Origin of the sequence: Fibrobacter sp. UWH4 (assembly GCF_900142475.1) — a bacterium.
Taxonomy (GTDB): Bacteria; Fibrobacterota; Fibrobacteria; order Fibrobacterales; family Fibrobacteraceae; genus Fibrobacter.
In genome coordinates this window covers 442,216-466,225 of sequence record NZ_FRAY01000001.1, presented here as the reverse complement: position 1 = coordinate 466,225, position 24,010 = coordinate 442,216, and the positions used below count along the sequence as shown (strand labels likewise).

Below are 24,010 nucleotides of genomic sequence, written 5' to 3'. Positions count from 1 at the left end.
ACAGACACCGGGCGTTTTTGGCTCAATTTTTGTTTTTTTCGCCCCAAATATTCTAAATAGTAGGACAAGATGTCAATTTCTACCCTATTTACAATCGCAATCGTCGCCATCCTTTTACGCATTTTTTGGTTAAAAATCAAGGACGCCAACATGAAGGGCGAAGGATTCAAGCGACTAGCCCCCAAAGACCAGCTCGCCGTGCTCAAGGAATGCCTTCTGAACAACCCGACCAACGGGAACTTACAGAATCTGAAAAATTTTTGCACCAAAATGGGGACGGACCTAGATACCGAGTCCTACCGCCCCTTTATGCAAAAGCAACTGGAACTTACTAGAAAAAAGGACGCCCTGGCCGAGGACAACGAACTTTTTGGCGCCGAAGCAGCCTGGATGGATCGTATCCGTCCATTGGAATTCGAAGAAGCTCAATCGGCCCGTCAAGAAGGACGCCATGAAGATTTTATCCTGAGGACCCTGGAAGGAATCGCGAGACTCTATTCGGACGAGGCAATCCTTAAGGAGCTTGACGAACTCGAGACGGACTACCCCAAGGCACACGAACTCGCCCAAGGCTACCGGGACCTGATGGAACTCCGCGACACCAGCGGAGCCGACGACGACTCACTCGCCAAGTTGCGAAACGCCAAGGCCGCCTGGGAAGGGAATCTGTTACAAATCGACCTCGGGGACTCTTCGGCCCCCAAACAGGATGACGCCCCGTGATTCTGCTTGTCGCCGAAAAGCCCTCCGTCGCAAACCAGCACTATCGCCCCATGCTCGAACGCCTGGAAGGTGAAAAATTCACCCAGGGCGACGGTTGCCTGATTGGTAAGAACCATTGCATTACCTGGTGCGTGGGCCACCTGATTACACTTGCCCCGCTGGACGCCTACCCCGGCTTTGAAGGAGGATGGCGACTTTCGAACCTGCCCCTGCTCCCCGAAAAATTCCGACTAATGGAAATCGAAAGCACCAAGAAACAACTCAACGTGGTGCGACAGATGATGGAGCAGGCGGACGTTCTCGTGAACGGCGCGGATGCCGGACGCGAAGGAAACCTGATTTTCGACCTGATCCTCGACTACACCCCCACCTTCAAGCAGAAGACCATCAAGCGACTCTGGGTCAACAGCTACGTGGCAAAGGACCTCGACAAGGCCTGGAAAAATCTGGAAGATGCCACGCAGCGCGTGAACCTGAGCTACGCAGCCCGTCTGAGACAACGAGCCGACTGGATGGTCGGGCTGAACGCCACGCGAGCCTACACCTTGACGGCCGGTCGCGGGAAAATGATTTCGGTGGGACGCGTGCAGACGCCGACCCTGAACCTGGTCGTGGAACGCGACGCCATCGTGGAACAGTTCAAGGAACTGTATTACTATAGTGTCGTCGGAACCTGGAAAGGATTCCAGGCACAGTACCTCGCAGAAGATAAAGTTGCTGTTTTCGAGAAAGAGGCCGGTGCGAACGCCGTGGTGACACGGTGCAGTCCTCCTGCCGATATTGCGATTGCAAAAATCGATACGCAGCAAAAGAAGCAGTTTCCACAGAAGCCTTTCGACCTCACGGAGTTGCAGAAAGAAGGCAACAAACGGTTCAAATACAGCGCCCAGCAGGTGCTTGACTGCGCACAGAATTTATACGAAAAAAAACTTTTGACCTACCCGCGTACTGACTCGCAGTACCTGCCCGACAATATGAAACAGGAAGCCTACGCACTTGCACAAAGGCTTGCGAGCCCCGAGCAGAAAGGCGTGATGCGGAGCGCCGAAGAAAATTTCGTCTTTATCAATTCGAGCAAAGTCACGGACCACTACGCGATTATCCCAACAGGAGAAGTTCCAAACGGACTCCCTGAAATGGAACAGAAAATCTACGAACTCGCGAAGGAACGCTTTGTACAGGCTTGGCTGAAACCGTATGTCTGGAACGAAATGGAGGTGATTTTACAGACAAGAGACGAAAGACGAGAGACGAAAGATTTATTCAGATTAAAGCTCAAGCGCAACGAAGACTTGGGTTTCCGCGCGCTGACGAAAGAAGAGACGAAAGGCAAGAAAAAGAACGGTTCGACAGGCTCACCGACCGACAATAAGGACGCCGCTGCCGAAGGCAAGGGCGACAGCGACGAAATCACGAACCAGGTCGAAAGTTTCCCCGAATGGAATGTCGGCGACCACACCCCGTTCGACAGCATCGAACTGCAAAAGAAAAAGAAGAGCAAGCCCAAGTACTACACCGAAGCCACGCTCCTTGCCGCGATGAAGACCGCGGGAAAGCAGATTGAGAACGAAGAACTCGCCGAAGCCATGAAGGACCGCGGGCTCGGAACGCCGGCAACACAGGCGGGCATCATCGAGACACTCAAGAAACGCGGATTTATCAAGGCGCAAAAGAACTACCTGGTGAGCACCGCCCGCGGTCGCGAAGTCATTGAGCTGATGGACGAAAAGGTAAAATCGCCCGAGATGACGGGCGAATGGGAATACCAGCTTTCGCAAGTCGAAAAAGGCAAACTTTCGCCGGTGGAATTCCGCTACGGCATCGTGGAATACGTGAAGCAGCTGTTCGCCGATTTACACGCACGATACGGCTGCCAGTTCGAACGCGAAACCGTGACCGACGCCATTGGCTGCCCTAAGTGCGGACAGCCCCTGGAAATCGCCCCCTGGGGTTATACCTGCAAGAACGAAGCCTGCACCTTCAAGATCGGGCACACCGTAGCGGGCCGCATGCTCAGCCACCACGAGATGAAGGAACTGCTCACAAACAAAGCAGTCGGCCCCCTCGTCGGATTCAAGAGCAAGAAAGGAACCGAATTCGCGGCAAAACTCACCGTCGACAAGGATTTCAACATCCAATTCGAATTCGAAAGCGACGGCAAGTTCCACGGACAGAAAACCGAATACAGGTGCCCGCTCTGCGGAGCCGTTCTCGAAGAAAACAAGAACGCGATATTCTGTACTGCGACTAAGGATCCCGGCACTACGGCCGGGATGACAAATGAGGGAACGGCCGGGATGACAAACGAGGGGACGGCCGGGACGACCAACGAGGATGCGACCGGGACAACAAATGAGGGAACGACCGCAACGACAAATGACGGTGCGGGAGATTGCAACTTCACGCTGTTCAAGACAGTCGCAGGACACACGTTGACCGCCGCAGAAATAAGCGAACTTTTCACCAACGGGGCAACGCCTCTCATCCAGGATTTCAAGAGCAAGAAAGGCGCCGTATTTACCGCGCGCCTCAAGTGGGGCGAAGGCGCCGACAGGGGCCGCGCCATCTTCGAATTCCTGCACCGGAACCTCCCCTGCCCCGTCTGTGGAGACCAGCTACGGTTCCGCAGCGGAACGACTTCGCAAGGCAACGAAACGCACGCCGCCTTCGTCTGCATGAACCCGCAATGCGGCTACGGTATTCCGCAGATATTCTACCAGCGCAAATTCAGCGATGAAGAAGTCGAAGGGTTGCTCAAGAACAAGTGCACCCCCGTACTGGAGCCGTTCAAGAAAAACGACACCACCTTCCGCGCAGCTCTTGAAATAAGGGATGGTGGCAAAATCGGTTTCAACAAGTTAACCGTCGAAGTCATTAACGGCTAGACATCCAGGATATGGCGGCGCCACTTGCCGTTTTTCCAGCGAAGCCAGAAAAGAACCGGAGCCGTGCTGTAAACCGCAACGACCGCAATCCAGGCGAGATGCGCAGGCAGACCGAACACATAGGCTACCAGGTACAACGAACCCGCCACGCACCAGTTCATAATGGCACAGGCAAACATGACCCATAGCGTATCGCCCGCCCCGCGGAGAGCTCCCGCATAAATGACCAGCAGGACTTCTACGAATATGTAGAGGGTCGCTATCCGCAACATAAAGATACTCATGGGACGCGCCGATTCGAAGATTGCAATGGCTTCGGCTGACGCCTCGGTCACATCGGGCTTGAAAATATCCGTAAGTATGCCCGGCAGGAATATAAAGAAAATGCCCATCAGCAAGGAATAGCCCCAGCCGAGCTTGAGACCCGAATAAGTGGAACGGGAGGCTGCCGCCCCGTCCTTCGCGCCCACATAACGCCCCACAAGGCTTGTAGAAGCAACTTCAAGCCCCATCAGGGGAACATAGGCCACCATGTCCCAGTTGAACATCACCGAAGATGCTGTCGCCGACTCAGGACCGAGCGCATGGAACATCAGGATTAGCAGCTGGAACGCCGACATGTTCAGGAACATTTCGACTCCCGACGGAATTCCCTTTTTCAAAAGTTCCTGCGTCAAGGGCCAGCTGAAAGCAAATGCGTAGCGCGTGCGGAAACGACGATGACAGCTCTTGCCGAAAAATTTAGCGAACAGGATGACGGTCGAAACTAAATTCCCGATAAGTGTCCCGTAAGCAGCGCCCGCCACGCCCAGAGCAGGAATTGGCCCCATACCGTAAATCAGCACGAAATTGCAGGCTACATTCACGAGCATGCCCACGAAGGCTGCCTTCATCACGATTTTCGTTTCACCGATACCGCTAAAGAAACAAGGCGCCACATTGCGCACCAAGTTGATGACGCCACCAAACATCAAGATGTTGAAATAGGTTTTCTGATACTGCAGCTGGTCTGCCGGCAAATGTTCCATACCAAAAACAACGTGTCCTAGGGGAATCGTCAAATACAGGAGCGGCACGCACATCAGCGAAACATAGAGCGCCTGCATAAACGCTCGGGCGCAGTCCCATCGCCGTTTGCCCCCCAGCCGTTGCGCCACCATGGCGGTCGTGTAACTGATCATCCCCGTAAAGAACATCGTGAGGGCCAGCTGTACCGCCCCCGCGCCGAGGGCCGCATTCATTTCGGCAGGACCAAGCTTCGAAAGAAACAAGCGATCGATAAAGGTCATCAATGTATCGAACGACATTGACAGAAGCATCGGTAGCGCAACAACCAGCACATCCTTCACATCGCCGTTTTTCTTGAATCGAGACGGCCTATAGAACCTATTCAGTATTGCATCGACCATAGGGTGGCCAAAGATAGAATTTTTTACACGAGTATTTTTTAGAAACCGATGACGGCTTCGGAAATTTCGTTCGCTTCGTCGGAATAGTCATCGGCATAGTCCGGGATAAACTCGCCCCAGCCGTCGCTTGTGCCGCAACCGACTCCCACATCGAGGGAAGACCATTTGAAGGCCCCGTAGACATGTTCGAAACGTTCCATGAGCTCCGCAAAAAAATCTTCGGGGAGTTCATCTTCGATCAGGACAGATCCGTCCATCGCCAAAAGTTCGCCATCGGGGAGTTCCTCGAAGCGGCATTCGTACTCGTCCATCATCACATCGTCCACCGAATACCACTCGCCCGCATCTTCACTGGGCAAGTCCATTTCGGGGTACTGTTCCATGAGGGCATCATAAATTGCCGCGAGTTCCTCGCTCACCCCCACGAAACGCATCAATATTCTACAATTCATAAGCTCTCCAGTCCAATCAAAAATAAATATAATTGCGCCTTTCAAGAAAACCATAGACCTTTTGGAGCGGTTTTTGACGCCTCCGAAGTGTTTTTTCTACATTTGAGCGCATGAAGAATTTTTACGTTACAACCCCGATTTATTACGTGAATGACGCCCCGCATATCGGGCACTCCTACACCACTGTCCTCGCGGATATTTTGACCCGCTTCCACAAGATTATCGGCTACCAGACCTTCTTCTTAACCGGTACCGACGAACATGGCCAGAAGGTGCAGCGCGCCGCCGCCAAGCGCGAAGTCACGCCGCAGCAGCACGTGGACGAATACTACCACCGTTTCGAAGACCTGTGGAAAAAGATGGATATCGAAAACGACTTCTTTATCCGCACCACAATGCCCGAACACAAGGCCTTCGTGCAAGAATGCCTCCAGAAGCTCTGGGACAAGGGTGAAATCTACTCGAAGGAATACGAAGGCTGGTACTCTGTCGGCGAAGAACGCTTCTTTGGCGAAGACGAACTTGACGAAAACAAGTGCGACCCCATCAGTCACCGCCCGGTGGAATGGCTCAAGGAAAAGAACTACTTCTTTAAGATGAGTTCTTACCAGCAGAAGCTGATTGACTTTTTGGAAAGCCACAAGGACTGGATTGTACCGGACTACCGCTGGAACGAAATCCGCGGATTCCTGCGCCAGCCGCTGAACGACCTGTGCATTAGCCGCCCGAAGGCACGCCTCAGCTGGGGCATTCCGCTGCCCTTTGACCAGGACTACGTGACCTACGTATGGTTCGACGCCCTTTTGAACTACGTGAGCGCCTCGACCGCCTTCCACAAGACTTATGCCGACGGCACGCCGATTTGGCCCGCCACATATCACCTCATCGGCAAGGACATTTTGACGACTCACAGCGTGTACTGGCCGACCATGCTCATGGCCCTCGACATTCCGCTTCCGCAGCACATCCTCGCCCACGGCTGGTGGCTCGTGAACGGAGGCGACAAGATGAGCAAGTCCGCAGGTAACGTGGTGAATCCGATGGATTACATGACCAAGTACGGCGTAGATGCATTCCGCTATTTCCTCGCCTCGGCAATGGTCGTGGGACAAGACGCAAACTTCACGCACGAAAGCTTTGTTCGACGCATCAACAGCGACCTCGCCAACGACCTCGGCAACGTGCTGAACCGCGTACACCGCCTGGTGCTCACCAACTTTGAAGGCAAGCTTCCCGCCGCATCGAACCTGGATGATGCCGCCAATGAAGTCGTCTCGATCGCAAAGCGCGTGATTGGCAACGTGATGGAATGGGTGCCGCAGGTGAAACTTTCGCAGGTGATTGACGAAATCATGTCGCTGGTGCGCAGCATCAACCGCTATCTTGAAATCAAGGCCCCGTGGAAACTCGCGAAGGATCCCGCCGCAAAGGACGAACTCGCAACGGTTCTCTACATTTCTGCCGAAGCCGTGCGTCTCTCGCTGTGCCTGCTATGGCCGGTGATTCCGACCAAGGCTCAGGAAGGCCTAGCCATGATCGGCAGCAAGTTCACCGACGTGAACGACCTCGCCTGGGGCATCCTCAAGGGTGGCGAAGTGTTCGGCGAAGGCAAGCCGCTCTTCCCGCGTATCGAGGAAGAAGTCAAGAAGCAGGAAGTCCAGCAGAAGCCCAAGCAGAACAAGCCGCTGACAGCTGCCGATGTTCCCGCAGCGATGGACCTCCGCGTGGCGCAGATTGTCGAAGTGGCGGACCACCCGGACGCTACTAGTTTGTATGTACTCAAGGTAGATGCTGGCGAAGGCGAGCCCCGCACGATTTGCAGCGGACTCAAGAGCAGCTACAAGGCCGAAGAACTCCAGAACAGAAAGATTCTCCTGTTCGCAAACCTGAAGCCGAGCGCACTCCGCGGCATTATGAGCCAGGGTATGCTTTTCGCAGGCGACCTCGAACCCGAAACGCACAAGTGCAGACTCGTGAGCGTTCCAGAAGACGCAAAGCCGGGTGACCGCGCCCTATTTAAGGGTGTAGCTCCGAGCGAACCGCGTGAACTCAAGGTGAAAGATTTCGAGAAGATCGCGCTTTCCGCAAAGGGTGGCGCCGTGTTCTGCGATACACTCGCACTTGAGGTAAACGGAAAGCCGGTGACCTGCGATGTCGCTGACGGCGCCGGAATACACTAGAAATTCGTAACTTATTGAGCATCAACAATTTACGCACTCATTTTGAATATGGAAGCCGATTGCGGTTTCCATATTTTCTATACTTGTAATCAAGTTGAGTAAACGACCTACGACATTTGTAGGAACAGCCGTCTTTGCCACGGCTGTTGTTGGCGCCATTGCCCTTGGCGTCTGGTTTGCGCGTGCGCTTTTCGAGCGAATTTTGTCCACTCCGCACACTTTTGCAGGCGTCACAATTACCCCCTACGGCCATAGCATGGAAAACCTGCTGGTCCACCATTTCGATTCCGTCCGCATATCCGTAGACGGGACCGAAATCAAGGTCGCTAATCCAGACCTGGACATCACCCTGCTTGGAAGCGCAAGGGGAGCCAAATTGCAAGTCGACTCCGTCATCGCGGTAATCCAACTCCCCAGCGATTCCGGAATGCAGAATACCGACGACGCCCAAACCGGCCCACCAAAATTACCCGACAACCTGAACATACCCGTTTTAGTCCAGCTTGATGTCCAGAATGCCCAGGTCATGTTATCGGACGGCAAAGGATGGCAAGCAAAAAACATTTCAGCAAGAAACCACGGCGGAAAATCCGTTCAGCTCAATGTCCAGGAAGCCACAGGCGACTTCTTGCCCTCAGCCACAAGTATCGCCCTGAATGCCAACTTCGAAACCCAGAAACTGAAACTCAAAGGCAAGGTAAAAACGAAGTCGGACTCCCTGAACGTCAATATCGAGGCACCCAAGGACAATCTGACCTCGCTGAAGACTTCCACGAACATGACGATTAGCAATCCCAAGGACTGGATTCCCGTTGAATTGCCCGACATCGTTCCCAAGATTGAAAAACTGAAAGTTTCCGCAGACGCGACCGTTGACCTGCAAAAGAAACGCACCACCTACAACGCAACCATCAAGACCAGGGTCGGGGAATTCTGGCCATTGCTGCCAGAAGATGTCTCTATAAAGCTTGCGGGAGACCAGAACAATTTGGACATAGATATCCTCCTGAAGAACGACGAGGGAGGAAGCATCAAGCTGAACGGCTCCTTTGACAAGAATATGAACGGTTTTATGACGGGGCGCGTCAAACAGATGAGTGCCGAATTCGGTCCTCAGATGATGCCGATGGACATGGAAATCAAGTCCGCGGAATTGCACGATAAAAAAATCAATGTATCCGTAGAAACTAGACAAGGTTCTCTCGTAGACGGGGCCATCGATCTTAGCGATTCCCTCATGATTACATTCACTGGAGACATTTCCCCTTACGAACCATGGGCGTTGGACTGGACGCAAGGAAACCTGACCTTAGGGGCGCGTTCCAAGGTATACGGAGCTTTCGACGGGCACTCGCTCAAGATTCTAGCCAAAATCAATTCCATCGTGAACGCCTACCACATTGCTGCCGACTCGCTACAGGTGTCATTGGATCTCAACCTCAAGGGCATCGATTTTTCGAACGGGATCATCTATTCCCCCAAAGAAACTTTCGACTTCAACGGAGATGTCAAATGGGACGATCCGCATCCGCACACCTCTTGGAACGTTTCGCAGCGGAACGGCGGCAAGGCTAGCGCCTACGTGAACATCGGAGACACCATCGCCCTTGATGTAGAAGCGGACCACGTCGTCTTTGCAACAATCCCCTTCTCCGATATCGATCTCGACAAAAAAATCAATGGACTCGTCACGGGTAAGTGGAGTCAGGATTTTGACCACAACATCGGAAGTGCAGAAGTATCTATTGACGGACGCCTCGACGCCTTCAAACTGGGGGCCGAAGCGGCGGTCCGGCAAAATGGCGATACGATTTTCATAGACAAGTTCGATGCGACACATGACAGGAATACGGCGACCGCCACAGGGGCGTTCATCCTGCCGAACGATTCCAACCCCGACTTCCACACCTCCGGATTCTTGCCGGTACAGTTACTCTACGCCAACATATCTTCTCACGAGTTCAGCATTCCCTTGCTACTGGAACCCCTGAACGACAGCACCTTGACCTCGGGCATGCTCAACGGCGACCTGAGCTACAAGCAAGGCAACAAGCTCATCGGCAACCTGGACTTCTACGACATCAAGTTCAGGAGCATTCCCCCCGAACTTTTCAACATACGCAAGCTGAACATTTTTGCCGAAAACGACAAGGTCGAACTCAACTCCTATCTCGACATCGGCGGGGGCGGCTGGACGGGCAACACGCAAGTCATCATCAACAACGTCTTTAACGAAAAGCGACATGTCAGTTTCTCGCACGGTAGCGATAACGGAGGAACCCTCTGGGCCGAGGGATTTATCGACAACGACTTCATTTTCAACGGAACCATTGACGCCAACGGCTCTTGGTTCATTCCGGGAACCGTCAGCGAAATCAAGAATACCGACCTGCACATCGACATGACGGCGGAACTCAAAAAAGGACTCAAGGGTATCACCGCCGATCTACGGGTAGACTCCACCATTTACGAACCTCCCAGGACCAAGGTTCAGTTCCCCATCTATATGCGTGGACATCTTGAAAATGGACTCTTGGACATCAACGAAGCACGCACCCAGAACGACAGCGGCGAAGTCATCTCGGCCAATCTGCAGTTTAGCCTTGACAGCATGAAGCTGATGGGCATCGATATCAATTCAGACCGATTCACCATCCAGTCCGGCAGTCACTGGCTTCTGCTCGAAAACATGCACAGCCACACGACCGACAACGAAGACGAGCTGCTCATTACGGCAAACATTCCTCAGATTTCATACAAGTTTAACGACGAAGTCTATGGCCAGGCCGAAGCGAAAGCGCGTGGCGATATTGGCTTCAGCATTCCGCACGGCCGCGAAGGACTCATCAAGAACAATACGATTACCGGAAATATCGTGATTGACAAGGCCGTATTCTACAGGAATTTCGACATCGACATCACGCCGTCGGCCCTAGACAAGTACCTGACCATGTTCAATAATTTTGTCGCCAGGTTACGAAAGACTGGCGCACAAGAAGAAAAGATTTCTGTTGCAAGCCCTATCAACCTGTCCCTGCATGTCAGCGACTCACAGATGGACTCCATCGCCGTGGTCACCCCGTTTGCCACCTTCCCGCTTTCCATGGACATTTGGGTACTTGGCAATACCGTGCGTCCCCTATTGCGCGGCGATATCACCAACACAAACAGTGGTTTTATCGGAGTCAGGGAAGTATACGAATTCGAGTTGAACAACCTTCTGATTTCCTGGAACGACGTTCCGTGGCAAAACGGCGTCATCGACGTATCCAGCAGCCAGGAACTTCCCTACTGCTCCGAGACTTCCGAAAAAGAAAAGGAGACCTGTCCCATCAATCTGGATCTCCAGGGAACGATCACCAACCTGCAGGCGGTACCATCGTCGAACTGCGGCGGAGAATCGTCGGCGGCATCGATTTACTACAACATTTTGCTAGGTTGTATTGCAGAAGACAACGGCGAAGAAACCGACTGGAACAAGCTTGCAGGTAAGGCAATCGGCAAGGTCATCTCGTCGACTGCGAACAAGACCCTTGGAGGCGACTACATCGGTGATATCGACATGAAGGTGATGCTTTTCGAAAACAACACCACGAGTGACAAGGATTCGAGCTACTTCAAGGTTCCGGTATCGCTTGACCGTTGGGTAAGGAACCTCAGTCTCATTTTCGGCTACACGCAAGACCAGAGCAGCGAAAACCGTACCTACGACCAAGCCTTGCAATTCGGGGTCAACTACACGCTCCCCGTGTTCCAGGAAGCGGAATACTCGCACAAGAACCATCTTTCGCCATCGCTCGAACTGAACGCCATGCTGATTTCAAAACAGTACCTGACCAACACGGGTACCGAAAGCAGTGAAACATCGCGTATCGAGAAAAATATCGATATTGACTACACCTATCGATTCTGGAATCCCTGTCTGCTCGGACTTGGCCGCTGCGAAACAATGCAAAACAAGGACAAACCGAAGGAGGAATCCAAATGAGAATAATTTTACTCCTTCTTTTGTTCGTAACAGCATACTGTCTTGCCGAAGAAGATAAGCACCCTTGGTACTTGAATATTCGAGGCAACAAGGCATTCTCGAGTTTTCAGCTGGAAGAACAGCTGGATGTTCCCGAAGAATTCGGCATGATGGATACTACCAAGCAGGATTTCATGATGCGCCTCTCGCTCGAAAACATCAAGGCGCTCTACTATTCGCGAGGTTTCTACAGCTTGGACATTTCCATGGAAATCCAGAGGGACATCATTTCGGCAGACAGCGTTGTCCGCGGATATTTCATCAGCTTTCGCGACGGTGAACGTTATCGTTTTGACGGAATCAAGCTGATTGCGCCACCAGAAAGAACCGTCGACATAGACACAAGCGGACTGAACACGGCGCAAGACCACTACTATAATCAGGAAGATATCGGCGAAGACATGGAGAACATCCAGAAGGCTTACCGCCGAGAAGGATACTTGCACGCCACCCTTTCTTCCGTAGAGTTCCTGGATACCGCGCAAAAGAAAATCCGCGTTGAAATCACCGTAGATCCCGGAGCAAAAGTCATCATGGGCAATATGGTGAGCGGAAGTTTCCGTTCCCGTGACAAGCGCAACAGGCAAGACACAATCAAGGAAGCCGGACTGACCGACACAACCTGGCTTTCTTCGCTGTGGAAAATTCCCCAGGGTGAAATTATCGACGGTAACCAATACCACTCCTTCAGATCGAAACTCTACTCGACACAGTTATTCACCCAAATCAAGATGCGCGATTCCCTCCGCCAAGACGGCCTTTCGGATGTTTACCTGGAAGCCACCGAGCGCATTCCCGGAGAAATGCGTTACGGATTCTTCTACGAAGAAATTTATGGTTTCGGAGCACATGCATCTGCCAAGCACAAAAATTTCTTCGGGCACTTCCACGAATTTTCAACCAGCGCCATCGTGGCCCAGCACAAGCAGGAGGCTTCCGTTGGTTATGCAAACCCGCTCCTTTTCGGGACCTCGTTCAGTTTCATTCCGACTGCCATCCGCTTTGAAGATCATGTCACGCTGAACCACGAAAAAATCAATCCGCCCGCCTACCCCGACAGCCTAGAAGAACGCTACGAAGTCATCAACCGTGCAGACTTGACCTTCGGCATCACCAAGCACATCCGCTTCCGTGGCACGCTCGATACCCGATACGTGAACAAGAACGAAGACAAACTCTTCAAATTGAAAGCAGAAACCGCCCTCACCTTTGACTATACCGACGACTACTTCAATCCGGTTAAAGGGATACGACTTGCACCGACATTCGGCGCGGGTTCTAACTGGAACGGAAACATTCAAAATCTGACGATGGTTGGCGACCCCTACACTTATGGCGAACTCACTGTAAACCTGTACCATCCGTTATTCTGGACATTCAACGGAGCCGTAAGCGGAAGCGTCGGCAAATTCTTCGCCAAGGCACTCGAAGACGACGCACGCGTATTTTACCAGGGCGGTTCGCGTTCCGTCCGTGGCTACCGATTCCGCAGCATTTATGCCAGCTACACCGACTCCGTTTGCGTCGATGACGACTGCACCAAACAGAAGGAACGCATCAACACCGGCCTCACGCCACTTTATTACCGCCTAAACGAAGAAATCCGCTGGACATTCCCATGGAAATCGTGGCAACGCTGGCAAATCGTGCAATTCTACGACTGGACTCTCGTGACCGACAACGAAAGCATCTACGCCAAACGCGAAAGCGAAAGCCTCGGACTCGGCGTACGTTACCGTTGGCAGTTCCTGACCTTCCGTCTTGATTACGCCTTCAAGAAGGATTTGAGCAACTGGAGTCCGGAAGCATTTGGCTGGGGCAGGTTCGCGTTCGACCTGTCGCAGACATTCTAGGCGGCAGGGCCGCAGTGAAAAGTGTGGAGTGTGATGTATGAAATGTGAAGTGTGGAGTGTGAAATGAGGAAGGTGAAGCAAATCATTTCACATTGTTCATCTTTTTCCTGAAACTACATCTCGGTATAATTTCGCAAGATCCGCTTTTTCGCACATGACATCCGCATTGATTCCTGCCGCGGCAAGCGCCGCACGAATTTGTTCTAAAGATGCAGACGATTCTATTTTGAAGGATGTTTCCTGAGCAGCAATATCGGCCACGCGTCCGCTTTTTAGCAGCTGGCCACGATCAATAATTGCGTAATCCGTCGCTTCTTCTTCCATTTCGGCGAGGATATGCGAACAGACGATTGCCGTGCCACCTTCTTCTTTTCGCCAATCGGCAAGCAGCGACCACACCGTTTCGCGAGACATGGGATCGAGATTCGCCACCGGTTCGTCAAGAATCAACAGGCGCGGCGCAGGTGCCATCGCACGCAGCAGCTGCACCTTCTGGCGATTTCCGAGCGAAAGGGCGGACATACGGGTTTCAAGAGAAGGCAATTCCAGTTTCCGCGCCAGTTCGGCAATGCGTTCGCGAGAAACAGATTCATTCCAAGAATCAATACGCGCCGCATAAAAGCCGACAAAGTAATCTATGTATTCCGATATGGAAAGCTTCGGATAAATTCCCGGATTTTCAAGCAAAATACCACAGGCTAGCGGATCCAGAAAACCATTTGCCCCGCGAACATCCGCGGAAACATCAAGCGAGCCCGAGAACTTCGAAAAGCGTCCGCAAAGCAGTCTAAGCAAAGTCGTCTTGCCGGCCCCGTTAGGGCCGAGAAGCGCAAAGAAACTCCCCTGCGGAATTTCAAGCGACACACAGGAAAGAGCGTCCGCATCCGATTTCGGATAACGGAACGTCACAGAATCGAGAGCAATCAACGGGCGTTGCAGCAACGAATCCATCGCAAATCCTATTTGCAGAATTCCTTGACCGCTTCGGCCGGATTCTTGATCAAGTGAAAGACATCCTTGTTGTTACGAACCGCTTCCATCTGCACCCGTTCAGAAGCGCGCTGCAGGTACTGGATGCAACGCGGATCGGTTCGTACGGCTGCAAGTTGCACGGCCTCGGTACGATTCTTGATACTCACATACTCAAAGGCACGGTAATCCTGCTTGACCGCGGCAACAACGATAGCAGCCGTCGGATGTTCAATTTCTTGCAAATAGGTCCAGTCACGTTCCACTGCAGCCATCAGAACGGCTTCACCTGGATGACGGACAAATTTGAGCGCATCGACATTCACGCGAACCGCCTCGGCCCACAATTCGTCACTTGCGTTATCAATCTTCTTCACGATTTTCCAGTCGCTACGCACAGCGGCCTTGAGAAGTTCAGGATTCGTCACGAACTTCAGAATGTTCGGGTCGCCGTTCACCGCGGCAAGGAGCGCGGGTTCGTCGAGGGCGTTGAGCGCCGCCTTCAAATCTTCACAAAGGCCATTCTTGATGTAGAGAATCGCCTGCACGTTCTGCTCGAACGCCGCCTTCTGCACGGCAGCCGTCGGGTTCTCGATAAGGCTGATGGCATACCAGTTGAGTTTCACCGCCTCGAGCTGCTGTTCTTCGGTCGGGTTCTCGATTTTCTTGATTTCAGTCCAGGACTGCATAAAACCTCTTGTTTATGCGGTAAAGATAATAAAAGGTGCGAAGCATGGGGTCGCCTTGCTCATGCAAGGCTTTGAGGTCGGCGCCAAAGCGCCTTTGAGGTCGAAGGAAAATGCAAAAAAGCGGTCCGTCAAACGCGAACCACTTTTTCAATATCTTGCGCCAAAGGCGCCATTATTTTACTCAAAGGCCCGAAGGTCCGCGCTCACGCCTCAAAGGGAGCGTAGCGACCGAGCTCATAGCCCAAGTAATTTTGCTCCGCAAAATTACTTATACAGCGGGTGCTTCTTGCAGAGTTCGACAATTTCCTGACGGATCTTGGCAAGAGCAGCATCGTCGTCCTTGGCCTTGATGCAGCGGTCGATGATGCGGGTCACTTCGCGGGTGTCACTCTCGTCAAAGCCACGGGTCGTGATAGCGGCAGTACCGAGACGCACTCCGGACGGGTCCATCGGCTTGCGCGGATCGAACGGGATGGTAGAACGGCTGCAGGAGATGCCGACCTTTTCCATCGCGACTTCGGCTTCCTTACCGGAAACGCCCTTGGAGGTCATGTCCACCACGATGAGGTGGTTGTCGGTACCGTCGCTGATGACCTTGTAGCCGAGCTTCATCATTTCGTCGGCCATGGCCTGAGCGTTCTTGATGACGTTCTTCGCGTAGGTCTGGAATTCCGGCTGCAAAGCTTCGAGGAATGCAACGGCCTTACCGGCGTTGATGTGGTCATGCGGACCACCCTGCATGCCCGGGAACACGCCCTTGTCGATTTCCTTGGCCAAAGATACTTCCTTGAGTTCGCCCTTCACCATCTTCTGGATGGTGCGGTCCTTGCACATGATGATAGCGGAACGCGGGCCACGGAGAGTCTTGTGGGTCGTGGTCGTCACGATGTCGAAGTACGGCACCGGAGAATCGATAGCCTTACCGGCAATGAGGCCTGCGACGTGAGAAATGTCAGCCATGGTGAGGGCGCCCACTTCGTCGGCGATTTCCTTGAAGCGCTTCCAGTCGAGGTTGCGGCTGTAGGCAGAGAAACCGGCGAGAATCATCTTCGGCTTTTCGCGGAGAGCAATTTCGCGGACCTTGTCCATATCGATGCGGCCCGTTTCCTTGTCGACTTCGTACTGCACGAAGTTGTAGAGCATGCCGGAGAAGTTCACCGGATGGCCGTGAGAAAGGTGTCCACCGTGGTCGAGCTTAAGGCCGAGGACCTTGTCGCCCGGTTTGAGGACGGCGAAGTACACGGCGGCGTTGGCCGGAGAACCGGACAGCGGCTGGATGTTCACGTGGTCGCAACCAAAGAGCTTCTTGCAACGTTCGATGGCCAATGCTTCCATCTTGTCGATCACTTCGTTACCACCGTAGTAGCGCTTGCCCACGTAGCCTTCGCTGTACTTGTTGGTCAGCACGGAGCCCATGGCTTCCATGACGGCCTTGGAGGTGTAGTTTTCGGAAGCGATGAGTTCGATGCCATATTCCTGGCGTTCGGCTTCTTCCTGGATGATGTTGTAGATTTCCGGATCGGTCTGTTGCAGTGTAGATTTGAGCATTTAGCTACTCCTTGATTTGTACGCGCCAAATATAGCAATTTTCAGGGTTTATAAAAAACTACTTGGTCAAACCGAAGCGCAACGGGCGTTCGCCCTTCACGCGAAGCACATATACACCGCGTTCCAGGTCCATCAAATCGACCGATTCGCCCGCAAACACCATACCGCTCTTCACGATGCGGCCTCTCAAGTCGGCAACGGCATACGGACGTTCGTTCCCACCTGTCAAATAGAAACTGCGATTATCTTCACCCATCTTAAGCTGAGACGGCCTTGCCAAGGCAAGTACAATGCGCTCGGGACCTGCCGGCTTTTGCGTCTGGGCATATAGGAAATTAAAGACCTTGTTTTGAACATTCTTCGTTTCTGCAGGATCGTCATAGAATTCATGGGGCTGGCCATCCACAAAATAGGTATCGTGTTCCACCCCGTTTGCAGTAAGCACCGAGTCTATGACATAGCTTCCGTAAAGAGTCGGAGTGTTCACATGGAATGCAAGAGCGCCAATCGATGCTGCCGCCGCAGGCATCAAATTTTCAAGTACGCCAGCAATGTTGCTCAAGGGGCGAGCGGTCTTAAAAACAACCGTACTGTCGGCCTTTCCATGCACCAAGAGCACCGGTTTCTTGACATCTTCAATAATTTTCGGGTCATGAACCGCACCCCAAAGAGCCGCCACCGCATTAGCCTGGGCATTTGCCCCCTGCACGCCATAAGCATCAAGCCCTCCCAAGTCCGGCACGCTCCTTGCTGCCGCAGGAATTTCGGATTCCTTGTCCATATAGATGTTTTCGAGCGAAAGAATTGCCCCCGCGCTGTTTCCAATCAGATAAACACGTCCCGGATCGACGCCCAACTTGTCCGCATTCATCCTGACATAGCGAACCGCAGCACGCACATCCTGAATTCCGCGATAAACGGTTCTCGAGAAATCAAGGCTATCAACGGTCAGAGCCTTGTCTTTAACCACCGCCGTAATACCCAGGCGGTATTCCACGGCAACAGCAACATAGCCACGAGCAGCCAAGGAATCACAATAGGTAATTGAATGCTGGTCGTAATCGTTCTTAGACCCCGCAGCAAAGGCTCCACCGTGCATCACCAAGACCGCCGGCCTTTTCTTTTCGGAATCGTTTTTCGGCTTGTAAATATCCATATGCAAATTGACACTGGTCAAGTCAGTCTCATTTTCGTAGAGATAGACCGGCATGCCATCGTTCATTATAGCATAGGTCAAAAGCCCAAGCGAAATCGTATTCAGTTTCTTGAGGTGTTTTACACCGGAGGCATAGACGACGTCCCTTTCGACAGAAACATCGAACATTCGGTCTTTGTAGCGTTCTCCTGCGCCTGCAAAGGCTATCAAGCATGCCAATAATAAAGCATTTTTCTTCATATAATCTCCTTACGCACAAAATATAGCTAAAGGAAATTATTTTGTCTATAAAGAGGCTGTCAAAATTTCGGTTTATTTTCAGCCGCTCTTTGAGCCTCGATTTCTTTCTGCTTGCGTAAGATCTGCTCGCGAGCAAGCTCCGCCTTCGTCTTCTTTTCCGCGAACAAATTATCTAAAGCGGAAACAGCCTTACCATCGGCATCTTTCGCACGTGAATTGAAGAACATCGCCAACAAGAAAAAGACCACCAGATAAAGTCCCACCGCCGACAGGAGTGCTACGATTTCAGAACCCGAAGCCGATTCCACCTTAAGGTAGAGAACAATCGACAGGGGGATTGCAAGCATAAACAAAAAAGCCGGCAGTTTTTCTTTCATACCGGCTAAGATAAAAAATTATGAAAGATCGTCTGGTCCTTGCACGGGCAGAAACAGCTTGTTTCAGCGGGAACCGCTCTCGTTTTTCAACCTGAGTACAAGCGAAACATCAGCAAGCCCCGATTCATACTTGTAATCAGGAACGAATCCAACCGCATGGTCAGCAAAATCTGAATCCGAGCCCCCTGCCGAGAACTTGTTTTCGACCATATTCACAAAGCCGACCGTCGAATCAACCGGAGAGCCATCTTCGTTGTACCACCGGTAAAGCGTCACGGGCAACTCATTGTTGAACACATTCTTTTCGATCAGGCAACGCGCCGCATCGGAACAGACCACGCCCGACTTTTCTACAGAGTCGAAGAAATTATTGTAAGCATGCAGTTTTCCGCCGTGAGCAAGAATTCCGTCTCGAGAAAGTCCCGCAAAATAATTGTGATGCATGGTCAAGCTCTGCGCCGTATCCATAATGATGTCAGCCGCCAGGCCAAACAGGACACCGGTCTGTGCATTTTCGAAGCGCGACCAAGAAATCGTCACGTTGTGGGAACCTCGTTTTACATCGAGTTCCACCAGCGGGTATTCTTCGAACACGCAATGGTCGACCCAGACATGATGCGTTCCATTATGGAGCGAAAGCGCTCGGCGTGAACTCGTATCCTGTACCGTAATAGCGGGTGCGGTAAATGTCAGGTTTTCAAAAATCAGATTGCTAGATTCCTGCGTCAGAATCCCCATACCCGTAATGCGGACATCTCGCCCACGGCCGTCAAAAGTCTTATCGGAACCGAGGCGAAGCGGAGATTCCAAATTGTAGGTGCCGCTCTTTTCGAACAAAATCCATGTTGGACCTTCCTTGTAGGCGCACTCACGAAGTGAACCCGGAGCAATCACGGCGGACGTTTTCGCATTTCCGGCCGAATCCACCTCGGTCGTATCTTCGACAATCACATAGTCTTCAGTCGTTGTTACGACACAGATTTCGCCTTCGGCAGCAGAGATATTTCCTAAACTATCGGTCACGCCAGCCGCACCGAGCACGCCCACGGCATAACCGTCAACTTGAGCAAGGAGTGCGGCATGTTCGTTCCAGTCGCCATTCGGGACTTCCGTGGCTACCGATTCAACAGACCCGGTCACCTGAACCACGGAATCGGAGCAGTCTACGTACAGAGTGTCGCCCGTAGTTGATTCTACCTTGGCCGAATTGATCGTCTGCGGGTCACCGAACAGGACCTCAAAACTTCCCGTCGGCAAGGAGTCGATTACGAAATGTCCCGTACTGTCGGGAACTACATAACGGTCAAGGCCTGCGATACGAATCACCGGCGTTGATTCACCAAGCAACACAAAGCCCTCGATCGACGAAAGTTCAACAAGCTTGATCGTATCAATTACATTAGAAGAACTGGAATCAAGAGCAACACTGTAAACGGCGCCCGTTGCATCGGATCCATCCACATGGCGGGCTTCAACCGTGTATGCGCCCGGTTCCATCGGAATTTTCACGAAGCCATTTTCATCGGTTTCGATCCATTCCGCTTCGGTCGCCTCTTCTGCCAGGAAATCGTCCGGAAGCGCACGCACGCGGGAATAAGCGGCATTTCCCGACACCTGAATCTGCAGCGCAACAACCGTCGATTCCGCCTCGGTACCGCCGGCAACATTCTTGTCATTGCTACAAGCTGTAAACGAACCTGCAAGCAAAGCCGACGCAAGCAAACTTTTATACAAATTCTTAAGCATCGGCAGCACCCCCTTCGGCATTTCTTAAGGTTTCGGTCAATCCATCCTTGAGTTCCGTCGCCTCGTTCGCATCAACGACAACCTGCGATTCGCCTTCGGTCATTTCAAGTCCGCGAATACGGCGCTTGCGCCCGCGTCGCTGCGGTGGCGGATACGGGTCTGAAAGCGGGAACAGTTGCATACCGAGCTGGAACACCCGATTGGGCTTTTCGCACTGGCCCACCTTCGCCAAGACTTCGCGCCTAAAGCGACGCACCATTTCGACCAGTTCCTTGTAAGTCGGCTCGTCGCAGGCAAAGGCCAGCGTCGACAAATTGCGTTCACCGCGTTCAAAACGGTCCATGGCGTCTTGCGCCACATTCAAGTTCTGCTGAATGTAAGAGTTGACCGCCGTACTGAAAGATTCAGACCCGCTCGAAATCAGGCCCTGCGTCTGTTCGTAAAAGCCCGTCGCCTCGTTTTTCTTGATCATCGAGAGGCGTTCCAGCAACGCAATCGAAGACTTAACCTGCGAAGCCGTAATCGGCGGGCGCACCATCAGGCCAAGCGCCGCGTCATCGCCCACATACGGGTAAAAGGTCACCAATTCGCGGATGACCGCATGGTACCAGTGGTCAAAGTATTCGAACTGGTCCTTGGCCACATTTTCGACCTTGCATTCCTTGGTGGCCACCAGCTTTTCCAGGTACTGACGGCTTTCGGAATGGTTCTTCGCCTGGTTGAACGCCACCATGTCGGCAAAGTAGGCCTTTTCGCGGTCATCATTACAAAAAATATCGGCAAACACCGAAACCAGGCGACTGGTCAGGTTGCGCTTGCCCTGCAGAATCTTGTTGAACATCGACGCATCAAACCCGGCGCGGTCAGCAATGTAGCGATGGCTGAAGCGCCAGTCACCCTTATGGCGCTCTTCATAGGCGTCACGCAAGAATTCGCGGTAGTTCAAGTATTCAAAAAGATTCACCATATTAAAAATCCAATAAAAAGAACCGAGCGCAAAATGCTCCCGGTTACTAATATAATAAATATTCAGCCAAAAAGTCTACATTTTTTAAATAAAAATGTCTACAGTACATAAAAGAACTTAGTTGACAGAACTTAGAGCTTAGAAAAAAAATAACCTAAGTTCTGCAGCTATACGAAACTTAGAACTTTAGCTCTATAGTTGAGTTATCCTCTATGGGGAGCAGCGATCTAAGTTCTAAGCTCTATTTAACGGCTTCGAAACCACCGGACGAATGCGCTTACCGCACAGCGTCACGATAATTCCCGCCTGCGCAAACATGTAGTAAGCCGTATCGCGGCCGTTGTTCAGCGTGGACTTCGGGTCATAATCGTCCTTGGTCACGAACACTTCGGCAACGCCCGAAAGGCTAATATCCAAAGAGCAGCGTTCACAAGGGAAACCGATCACGTAGAGCTTGGAGCCGGGAGGAACCTTGCCGCGGGCATAGTGCAATGCGTTGATTTCGGCATGCACCATGAACGGGTACTTGTTGGCCTCGAACTCGTGGTGGCTCAGGACCTCGCCCGAATCGGCATCCAGCAAATCGTACGCCAGCAGTTGCTTTTCGCGGGTGTACGGCACCGTCTCGTCGTCGAAACCAGCCGGAGCGCCATTGTAGCCCGTGCTGATCACGCGACCGTCGGCACTCACCAGCACCGCCCCCATCTGGGTATTCTGGTCTTTAGAAAGGCGCGCCTGCGCGCACATCATCTGGGTATAGACTTCGTCACGAAGCTTGCTGCGAGATTGAGAATTATTCATGTGGGATAATATAGTAAGAGTAGACTGTAGGAAGTAGGCAGTAGACAGTGGTTTGCAGGCAAAGCGAGAATACAGAAAAAGCCCGCCGGGCGCGTACCCGACGGACTTCTTCAATTTTCATCCCGCTAAGTATAAGCGAGCAGAACGAGGCGTGGTTGCGCGTAGCGTACAAACAAGACCGTTCGGCTCTACAGCAAATAGGTACCTACGACATCGCCTCACTCTCGCAAAAAACGCCTCGTTAATACGAGGCGCTTTATTGCTCACAATTAAAATGTTCACTACAACCAGTTATACTTCTTTCCGAAAGCTTGGATAAGCGAGTATAGCGAGGCCGCAGACCCCGAAGCTGTACAACTAGTACAGCGAGAGGGTCGAGAACGAAGCTAGACGAAGCTTAGACAACTTTCGTCATGCCGCTCATGCGTTCGCGGAGCCAAGCACCGACCTCTTCCACCGGATGCTGACGGATGTTCTTGTTCACCTTGATGAGCTCTTCGTTATCCACAGCAGTGGTCTTGCCTTCGCCGTAGATAGCGCCGATGTCGTCCTTCTTCACTTCATTCTTCATGAAGTCGGCGAGCAGAGGCACGCACTTGTTGGCGAACAGGTAGCAACCGTATTCGGCGGTGTCGCTGATCACGCGGTTCATTTCGTACAACTTCTTACGAGCGATGAGGTTCGCGATAAGCGGAGTCTCGTGGAGAGATTCGTAGTAGGCGCTCATCGGCTTGATGCCCACGGAGCACATGGTTTCGAATGCGAGTTCCACACCGGCCTTGATCATGGCGGTCATGAGAACGCCGCGGTCGAAGTATTCCTGTTCGGTGATGACCTTGTCGGTAGCTTCGACCTTTTCGAATTCGAGCTCGCCCGTTTCGCCACGCCACTTGAGCAAATCCTTGTCGCCGGCTTCCCAGTCCACCATCATGGTGCTGGAGAACTTGCCAGAGATGATGTTGTCCTGGTGTTCCTGGTAGAGCGGCTTCATAATCTTCTTCATCTTTTCGGCGAGTTCCGTTGCGCGGATCTTGGCCGGGTTGGAGAGACGGTCCATCATGTTGGTGATGCCGCCATGCTTCAGAGCTTCGGAAATGGTTTCCCAGCCGTACTGGAGCAGCTTGACCGCGTAAGCCGGTTCAACGCCGAATTCCTTCACCATCTTGTCGTAGCAGAGGATGGTGCCGGTCTGGAGCATACCGCAAAGGATGGTCTGTTCGCCCATGAGGTCGGACTTCACTTCGGCAACGAAAGAGCTTTCGAGAACGCCCGGACGGTCGGCATGGAGGCCAGCGGCGTAAGCCTTGGCGTAGTCCCAACCCTTACCTTCGGGGTCGTTTTCCGGGTGCACAGCGATAAGGCAGGGCATACCGAAACCGCGAACGTATTCGCTACGGACTTCGGAACCCGGGCCCTTCGGGGCGACCATGATCACGGTGATGTCCTTGCGGATTTCCTGGCCTTCTTCAACGATGTTGAAGCCGTGGCTGTAAGAGAGGGCTGCGCCCTTCTTCATGAGCTTCATGATAGCCGGGATCACGTTGTGGTGCTGCTTGTCCGGTGTGAGGTTGCAAACGAGGTCTGCATCCGGAATCATTTCTTCGTAGGTACCGACCTTGAAGCCGTTTTCAGTAGCGTTCTTCCAGGACTGGCGCTTCTGTTCGATGGCTTCCTTGCGGAGCGTGTAAGAGACGTCGAGGCCGCTATCGCGCAGGTCAAGACCCTGATGGAGACCCTGGGCACCGCAACCGACGAACACGATCTTCTTGCCCTTGAGGGCTTCAACACCACGGCTGAATTCAGAATGTTCCATGAAACGGCAGTGGCCAATTTCTTCGAGTTGGCGACGCATAGGGATAGAATTGAAATAATTCATTTTTTGAACCTCTGTTAATTAGAATGTTTCCGGGGGGAAAGATAGCATTTTAGTGGTTAGTGATTAGTGATTAGTGATTAGGAATCGCGCAAGAAAAGTGCAAAAAACGTCA

16 protein-coding genes are annotated in these 24,010 nt (G+C 52.4%); 5 read left to right on the top strand and 11 right to left on the bottom strand.

Translation table 11 applies throughout. The features are described from left to right. Nucleotides 1–69 precede the first annotated feature (69 nt). Both BUA93_RS01905 and BUA93_RS01900 read left to right on the top strand, forming a co-directional pair. A complete protein-coding gene (locus BUA93_RS01905; RefSeq protein WP_072976936.1) occupies nt 70–723 on the top strand; it encodes a hypothetical protein in 654 nt (217 codons plus the stop codon). Further along, the gene (locus BUA93_RS01900) at nt 720–3,608 is read left to right on the top strand and encodes a type IA DNA topoisomerase (protein WP_072976934.1); all 2,889 of its coding nucleotides are present in this window, start codon (nt 720–722) and stop codon (nt 3,606–3,608) included. Before BUA93_RS01905 ends, BUA93_RS01900 begins: the two co-directional genes overlap by 4 nt. Here BUA93_RS01900 and BUA93_RS01895 read toward each other — a convergent pair. Together BUA93_RS01895 and BUA93_RS01890 are read right to left on the bottom strand one after the other, a co-directional pair. After that, nucleotides 3,605–5,017 (bottom strand): MATE family efflux transporter, encoded by a 1,413-nt coding sequence (locus BUA93_RS01895; RefSeq protein WP_072976932.1) that lies wholly within the window; start codon nt 5,015–5,017, stop codon nt 3,605–3,607. The genes BUA93_RS01900 and BUA93_RS01895 overlap by 4 nt on opposite strands. 38 nt (nt 5,018–5,055) lie before the next feature. Then, nucleotides 5,056–5,469, bottom strand: coding sequence for a hypothetical protein (locus tag BUA93_RS01890; RefSeq protein WP_072977252.1), 414 nt, complete (start codon nt 5,467–5,469; stop codon nt 5,056–5,058). Nucleotides 5,470–5,579: 110 nt separating this feature from the next. Between BUA93_RS01890 and metG the strand changes: the two genes are divergently transcribed. The 3 genes from metG to BUA93_RS01875 all read left to right on the top strand — a co-directional run bounded on the left by metG (nt 5,580) and on the right by BUA93_RS01875 (nt 13,529). Next, nucleotides 5,580–7,649 (top strand): methionine--tRNA ligase, encoded by a 2,070-nt coding sequence (gene metG, locus BUA93_RS01885; protein ID WP_072976931.1) that lies wholly within the window; start codon nt 5,580–5,582, stop codon nt 7,647–7,649. A gap of 94 nt (nt 7,650–7,743) precedes the next feature. After that, nucleotides 7,744–11,637: a translocation/assembly module TamB domain-containing protein gene (locus tag BUA93_RS01880; protein ID WP_139257670.1), complete on the top strand. Its 3,894-nt coding sequence runs from the start codon at nt 7,744–7,746 to the stop codon at nt 11,635–11,637. Further along, the gene (locus BUA93_RS01875; protein ID WP_072976927.1) at nt 11,634–13,529 is read left to right on the top strand and encodes a BamA/TamA family outer membrane protein; all 1,896 of its coding nucleotides are present in this window, start codon (nt 11,634–11,636) and stop codon (nt 13,527–13,529) included. Before BUA93_RS01880 ends, BUA93_RS01875 begins: the two co-directional genes overlap by 4 nt. A 96-nt stretch (nt 13,530–13,625) precedes the next feature. Here the strand turns inward: BUA93_RS01875 and BUA93_RS01870 are convergent, their stop codons facing one another. The 9 genes from BUA93_RS01870 to ilvC all read right to left on the bottom strand — a co-directional run bounded on the left by BUA93_RS01870 (nt 13,626) and on the right by ilvC (nt 23,898). After that, nucleotides 13,626–14,480, bottom strand: coding sequence for an ABC transporter ATP-binding protein (locus tag BUA93_RS01870; RefSeq protein WP_254793805.1), 855 nt, complete (start codon nt 14,478–14,480; stop codon nt 13,626–13,628). Between the two features lie 8 nt (nt 14,481–14,488). Beyond that, nucleotides 14,489–15,187, bottom strand: coding sequence for a hypothetical protein (locus BUA93_RS01865; protein ID WP_072976925.1), 699 nt, complete (start codon nt 15,185–15,187; stop codon nt 14,489–14,491). 264 nt (nt 15,188–15,451) lie between these two features. Further along, nucleotides 15,452–16,735 carry a serine hydroxymethyltransferase gene (glyA, locus tag BUA93_RS01860; protein ID WP_072976923.1) on the bottom strand — a complete coding sequence of 428 codons (1,284 nt, stop codon included), beginning with the start codon at nt 16,733–16,735 and terminating at the stop codon, nt 15,452–15,454. A gap of 58 nt (nt 16,736–16,793) precedes the next feature. Beyond that, entirely contained in the window at nt 16,794–18,131 is a 1,338-nt protein-coding gene (locus BUA93_RS01855) for an alpha/beta hydrolase (protein ID WP_083597078.1), read from the bottom strand. A gap of 59 nt (nt 18,132–18,190) precedes the next feature. Beyond that, nucleotides 18,191–18,508 (bottom strand): hypothetical protein, encoded by a 318-nt coding sequence (locus BUA93_RS01850; protein WP_072976920.1) that lies wholly within the window; start codon nt 18,506–18,508, stop codon nt 18,191–18,193. Nucleotides 18,509–18,571: 63 nt separating this feature from the next. Next, entirely contained in the window at nt 18,572–20,254 is a 1,683-nt protein-coding gene (locus BUA93_RS01845; RefSeq protein WP_175547354.1) for a pectate lyase family protein, read from the bottom strand. Beyond that, complete coding sequence (locus BUA93_RS01840; protein ID WP_072976917.1) at nt 20,247–21,221, bottom strand: TIGR02147 family protein; 975 nt, start codon at nt 21,219–21,221, stop codon at nt 20,247–20,249. Before BUA93_RS01840 ends, BUA93_RS01845 begins: the two co-directional genes overlap by 8 nt. Before the next feature lie 234 nt (nt 21,222–21,455). After that, nucleotides 21,456–22,022, bottom strand: coding sequence for a deoxycytidylate deaminase (locus tag BUA93_RS01835; protein ID WP_072976915.1), 567 nt, complete (start codon nt 22,020–22,022; stop codon nt 21,456–21,458). Between the two features lie 397 nt (nt 22,023–22,419). Beyond that, complete coding sequence (gene ilvC / locus BUA93_RS01830; RefSeq protein ID WP_072976913.1) at nt 22,420–23,898, bottom strand: ketol-acid reductoisomerase; 1,479 nt, start codon at nt 23,896–23,898, stop codon at nt 22,420–22,422. Nucleotides 23,899–24,010 lie beyond the last annotated feature (112 nt).

Excerpts from the sequence above, each read along its gene's own strand:
- BUA93_RS01870 (WP_254793805.1), bottom strand. The coding sequence starts at position 14,480 with ATGGATTCGTTGCTGCAACGCCCGTTGATTGCTCTCGATTCTGTGACG.
- BUA93_RS01865 (WP_072976925.1), bottom strand. The coding sequence starts at position 15,187 with ATGCAGTCCTGGACTGAAATCAAGAAAATCGAGAACCCGACCGAAGAA.
- BUA93_RS01845 (WP_175547354.1), bottom strand. The coding sequence starts at position 20,254 with ATGCTTAAGAATTTGTATAAAAGTTTGCTTGCGTCGGCTTTGCTTGCA.
- BUA93_RS01875 (WP_072976927.1), top strand. The coding sequence starts at position 11,634 with ATGAGAATAATTTTACTCCTTCTTTTGTTCGTAACAGCATACTGTCTT.
- BUA93_RS01890 (WP_072977252.1), bottom strand. The coding sequence starts at position 5,469 with ATGAATTGTAGAATATTGATGCGTTTCGTGGGGGTGAGCGAGGAACTC.
- BUA93_RS01855 (WP_083597078.1), bottom strand. The coding sequence starts at position 18,131 with ATGAAGAAAAATGCTTTATTATTGGCATGCTTGATAGCCTTTGCAGGC.
- glyA (WP_072976923.1), bottom strand. The coding sequence starts at position 16,735 with ATGCTCAAATCTACACTGCAACAGACCGATCCGGAAATCTACAACATC.
- BUA93_RS01835 (WP_072976915.1), bottom strand. The coding sequence starts at position 22,022 with ATGAATAATTCTCAATCTCGCAGCAAGCTTCGTGACGAAGTCTATACC.
- BUA93_RS01840 (WP_072976917.1), bottom strand. The coding sequence starts at position 21,221 with ATGGTGAATCTTTTTGAATACTTGAACTACCGCGAATTCTTGCGTGAC.
- BUA93_RS01905 (WP_072976936.1), top strand. The coding sequence starts at position 70 with ATGTCAATTTCTACCCTATTTACAATCGCAATCGTCGCCATCCTTTTA.
- ilvC (WP_072976913.1), bottom strand. The coding sequence starts at position 23,898 with ATGAATTATTTCAATTCTATCCCTATGCGTCGCCAACTCGAAGAAATT.
- metG (WP_072976931.1), top strand. The coding sequence starts at position 5,580 with ATGAAGAATTTTTACGTTACAACCCCGATTTATTACGTGAATGACGCC.
- BUA93_RS01850 (WP_072976920.1), bottom strand. The coding sequence starts at position 18,508 with ATGAAAGAAAAACTGCCGGCTTTTTTGTTTATGCTTGCAATCCCCCTG.
- BUA93_RS01895 (WP_072976932.1), bottom strand. The coding sequence starts at position 5,017 with ATGGTCGATGCAATACTGAATAGGTTCTATAGGCCGTCTCGATTCAAG.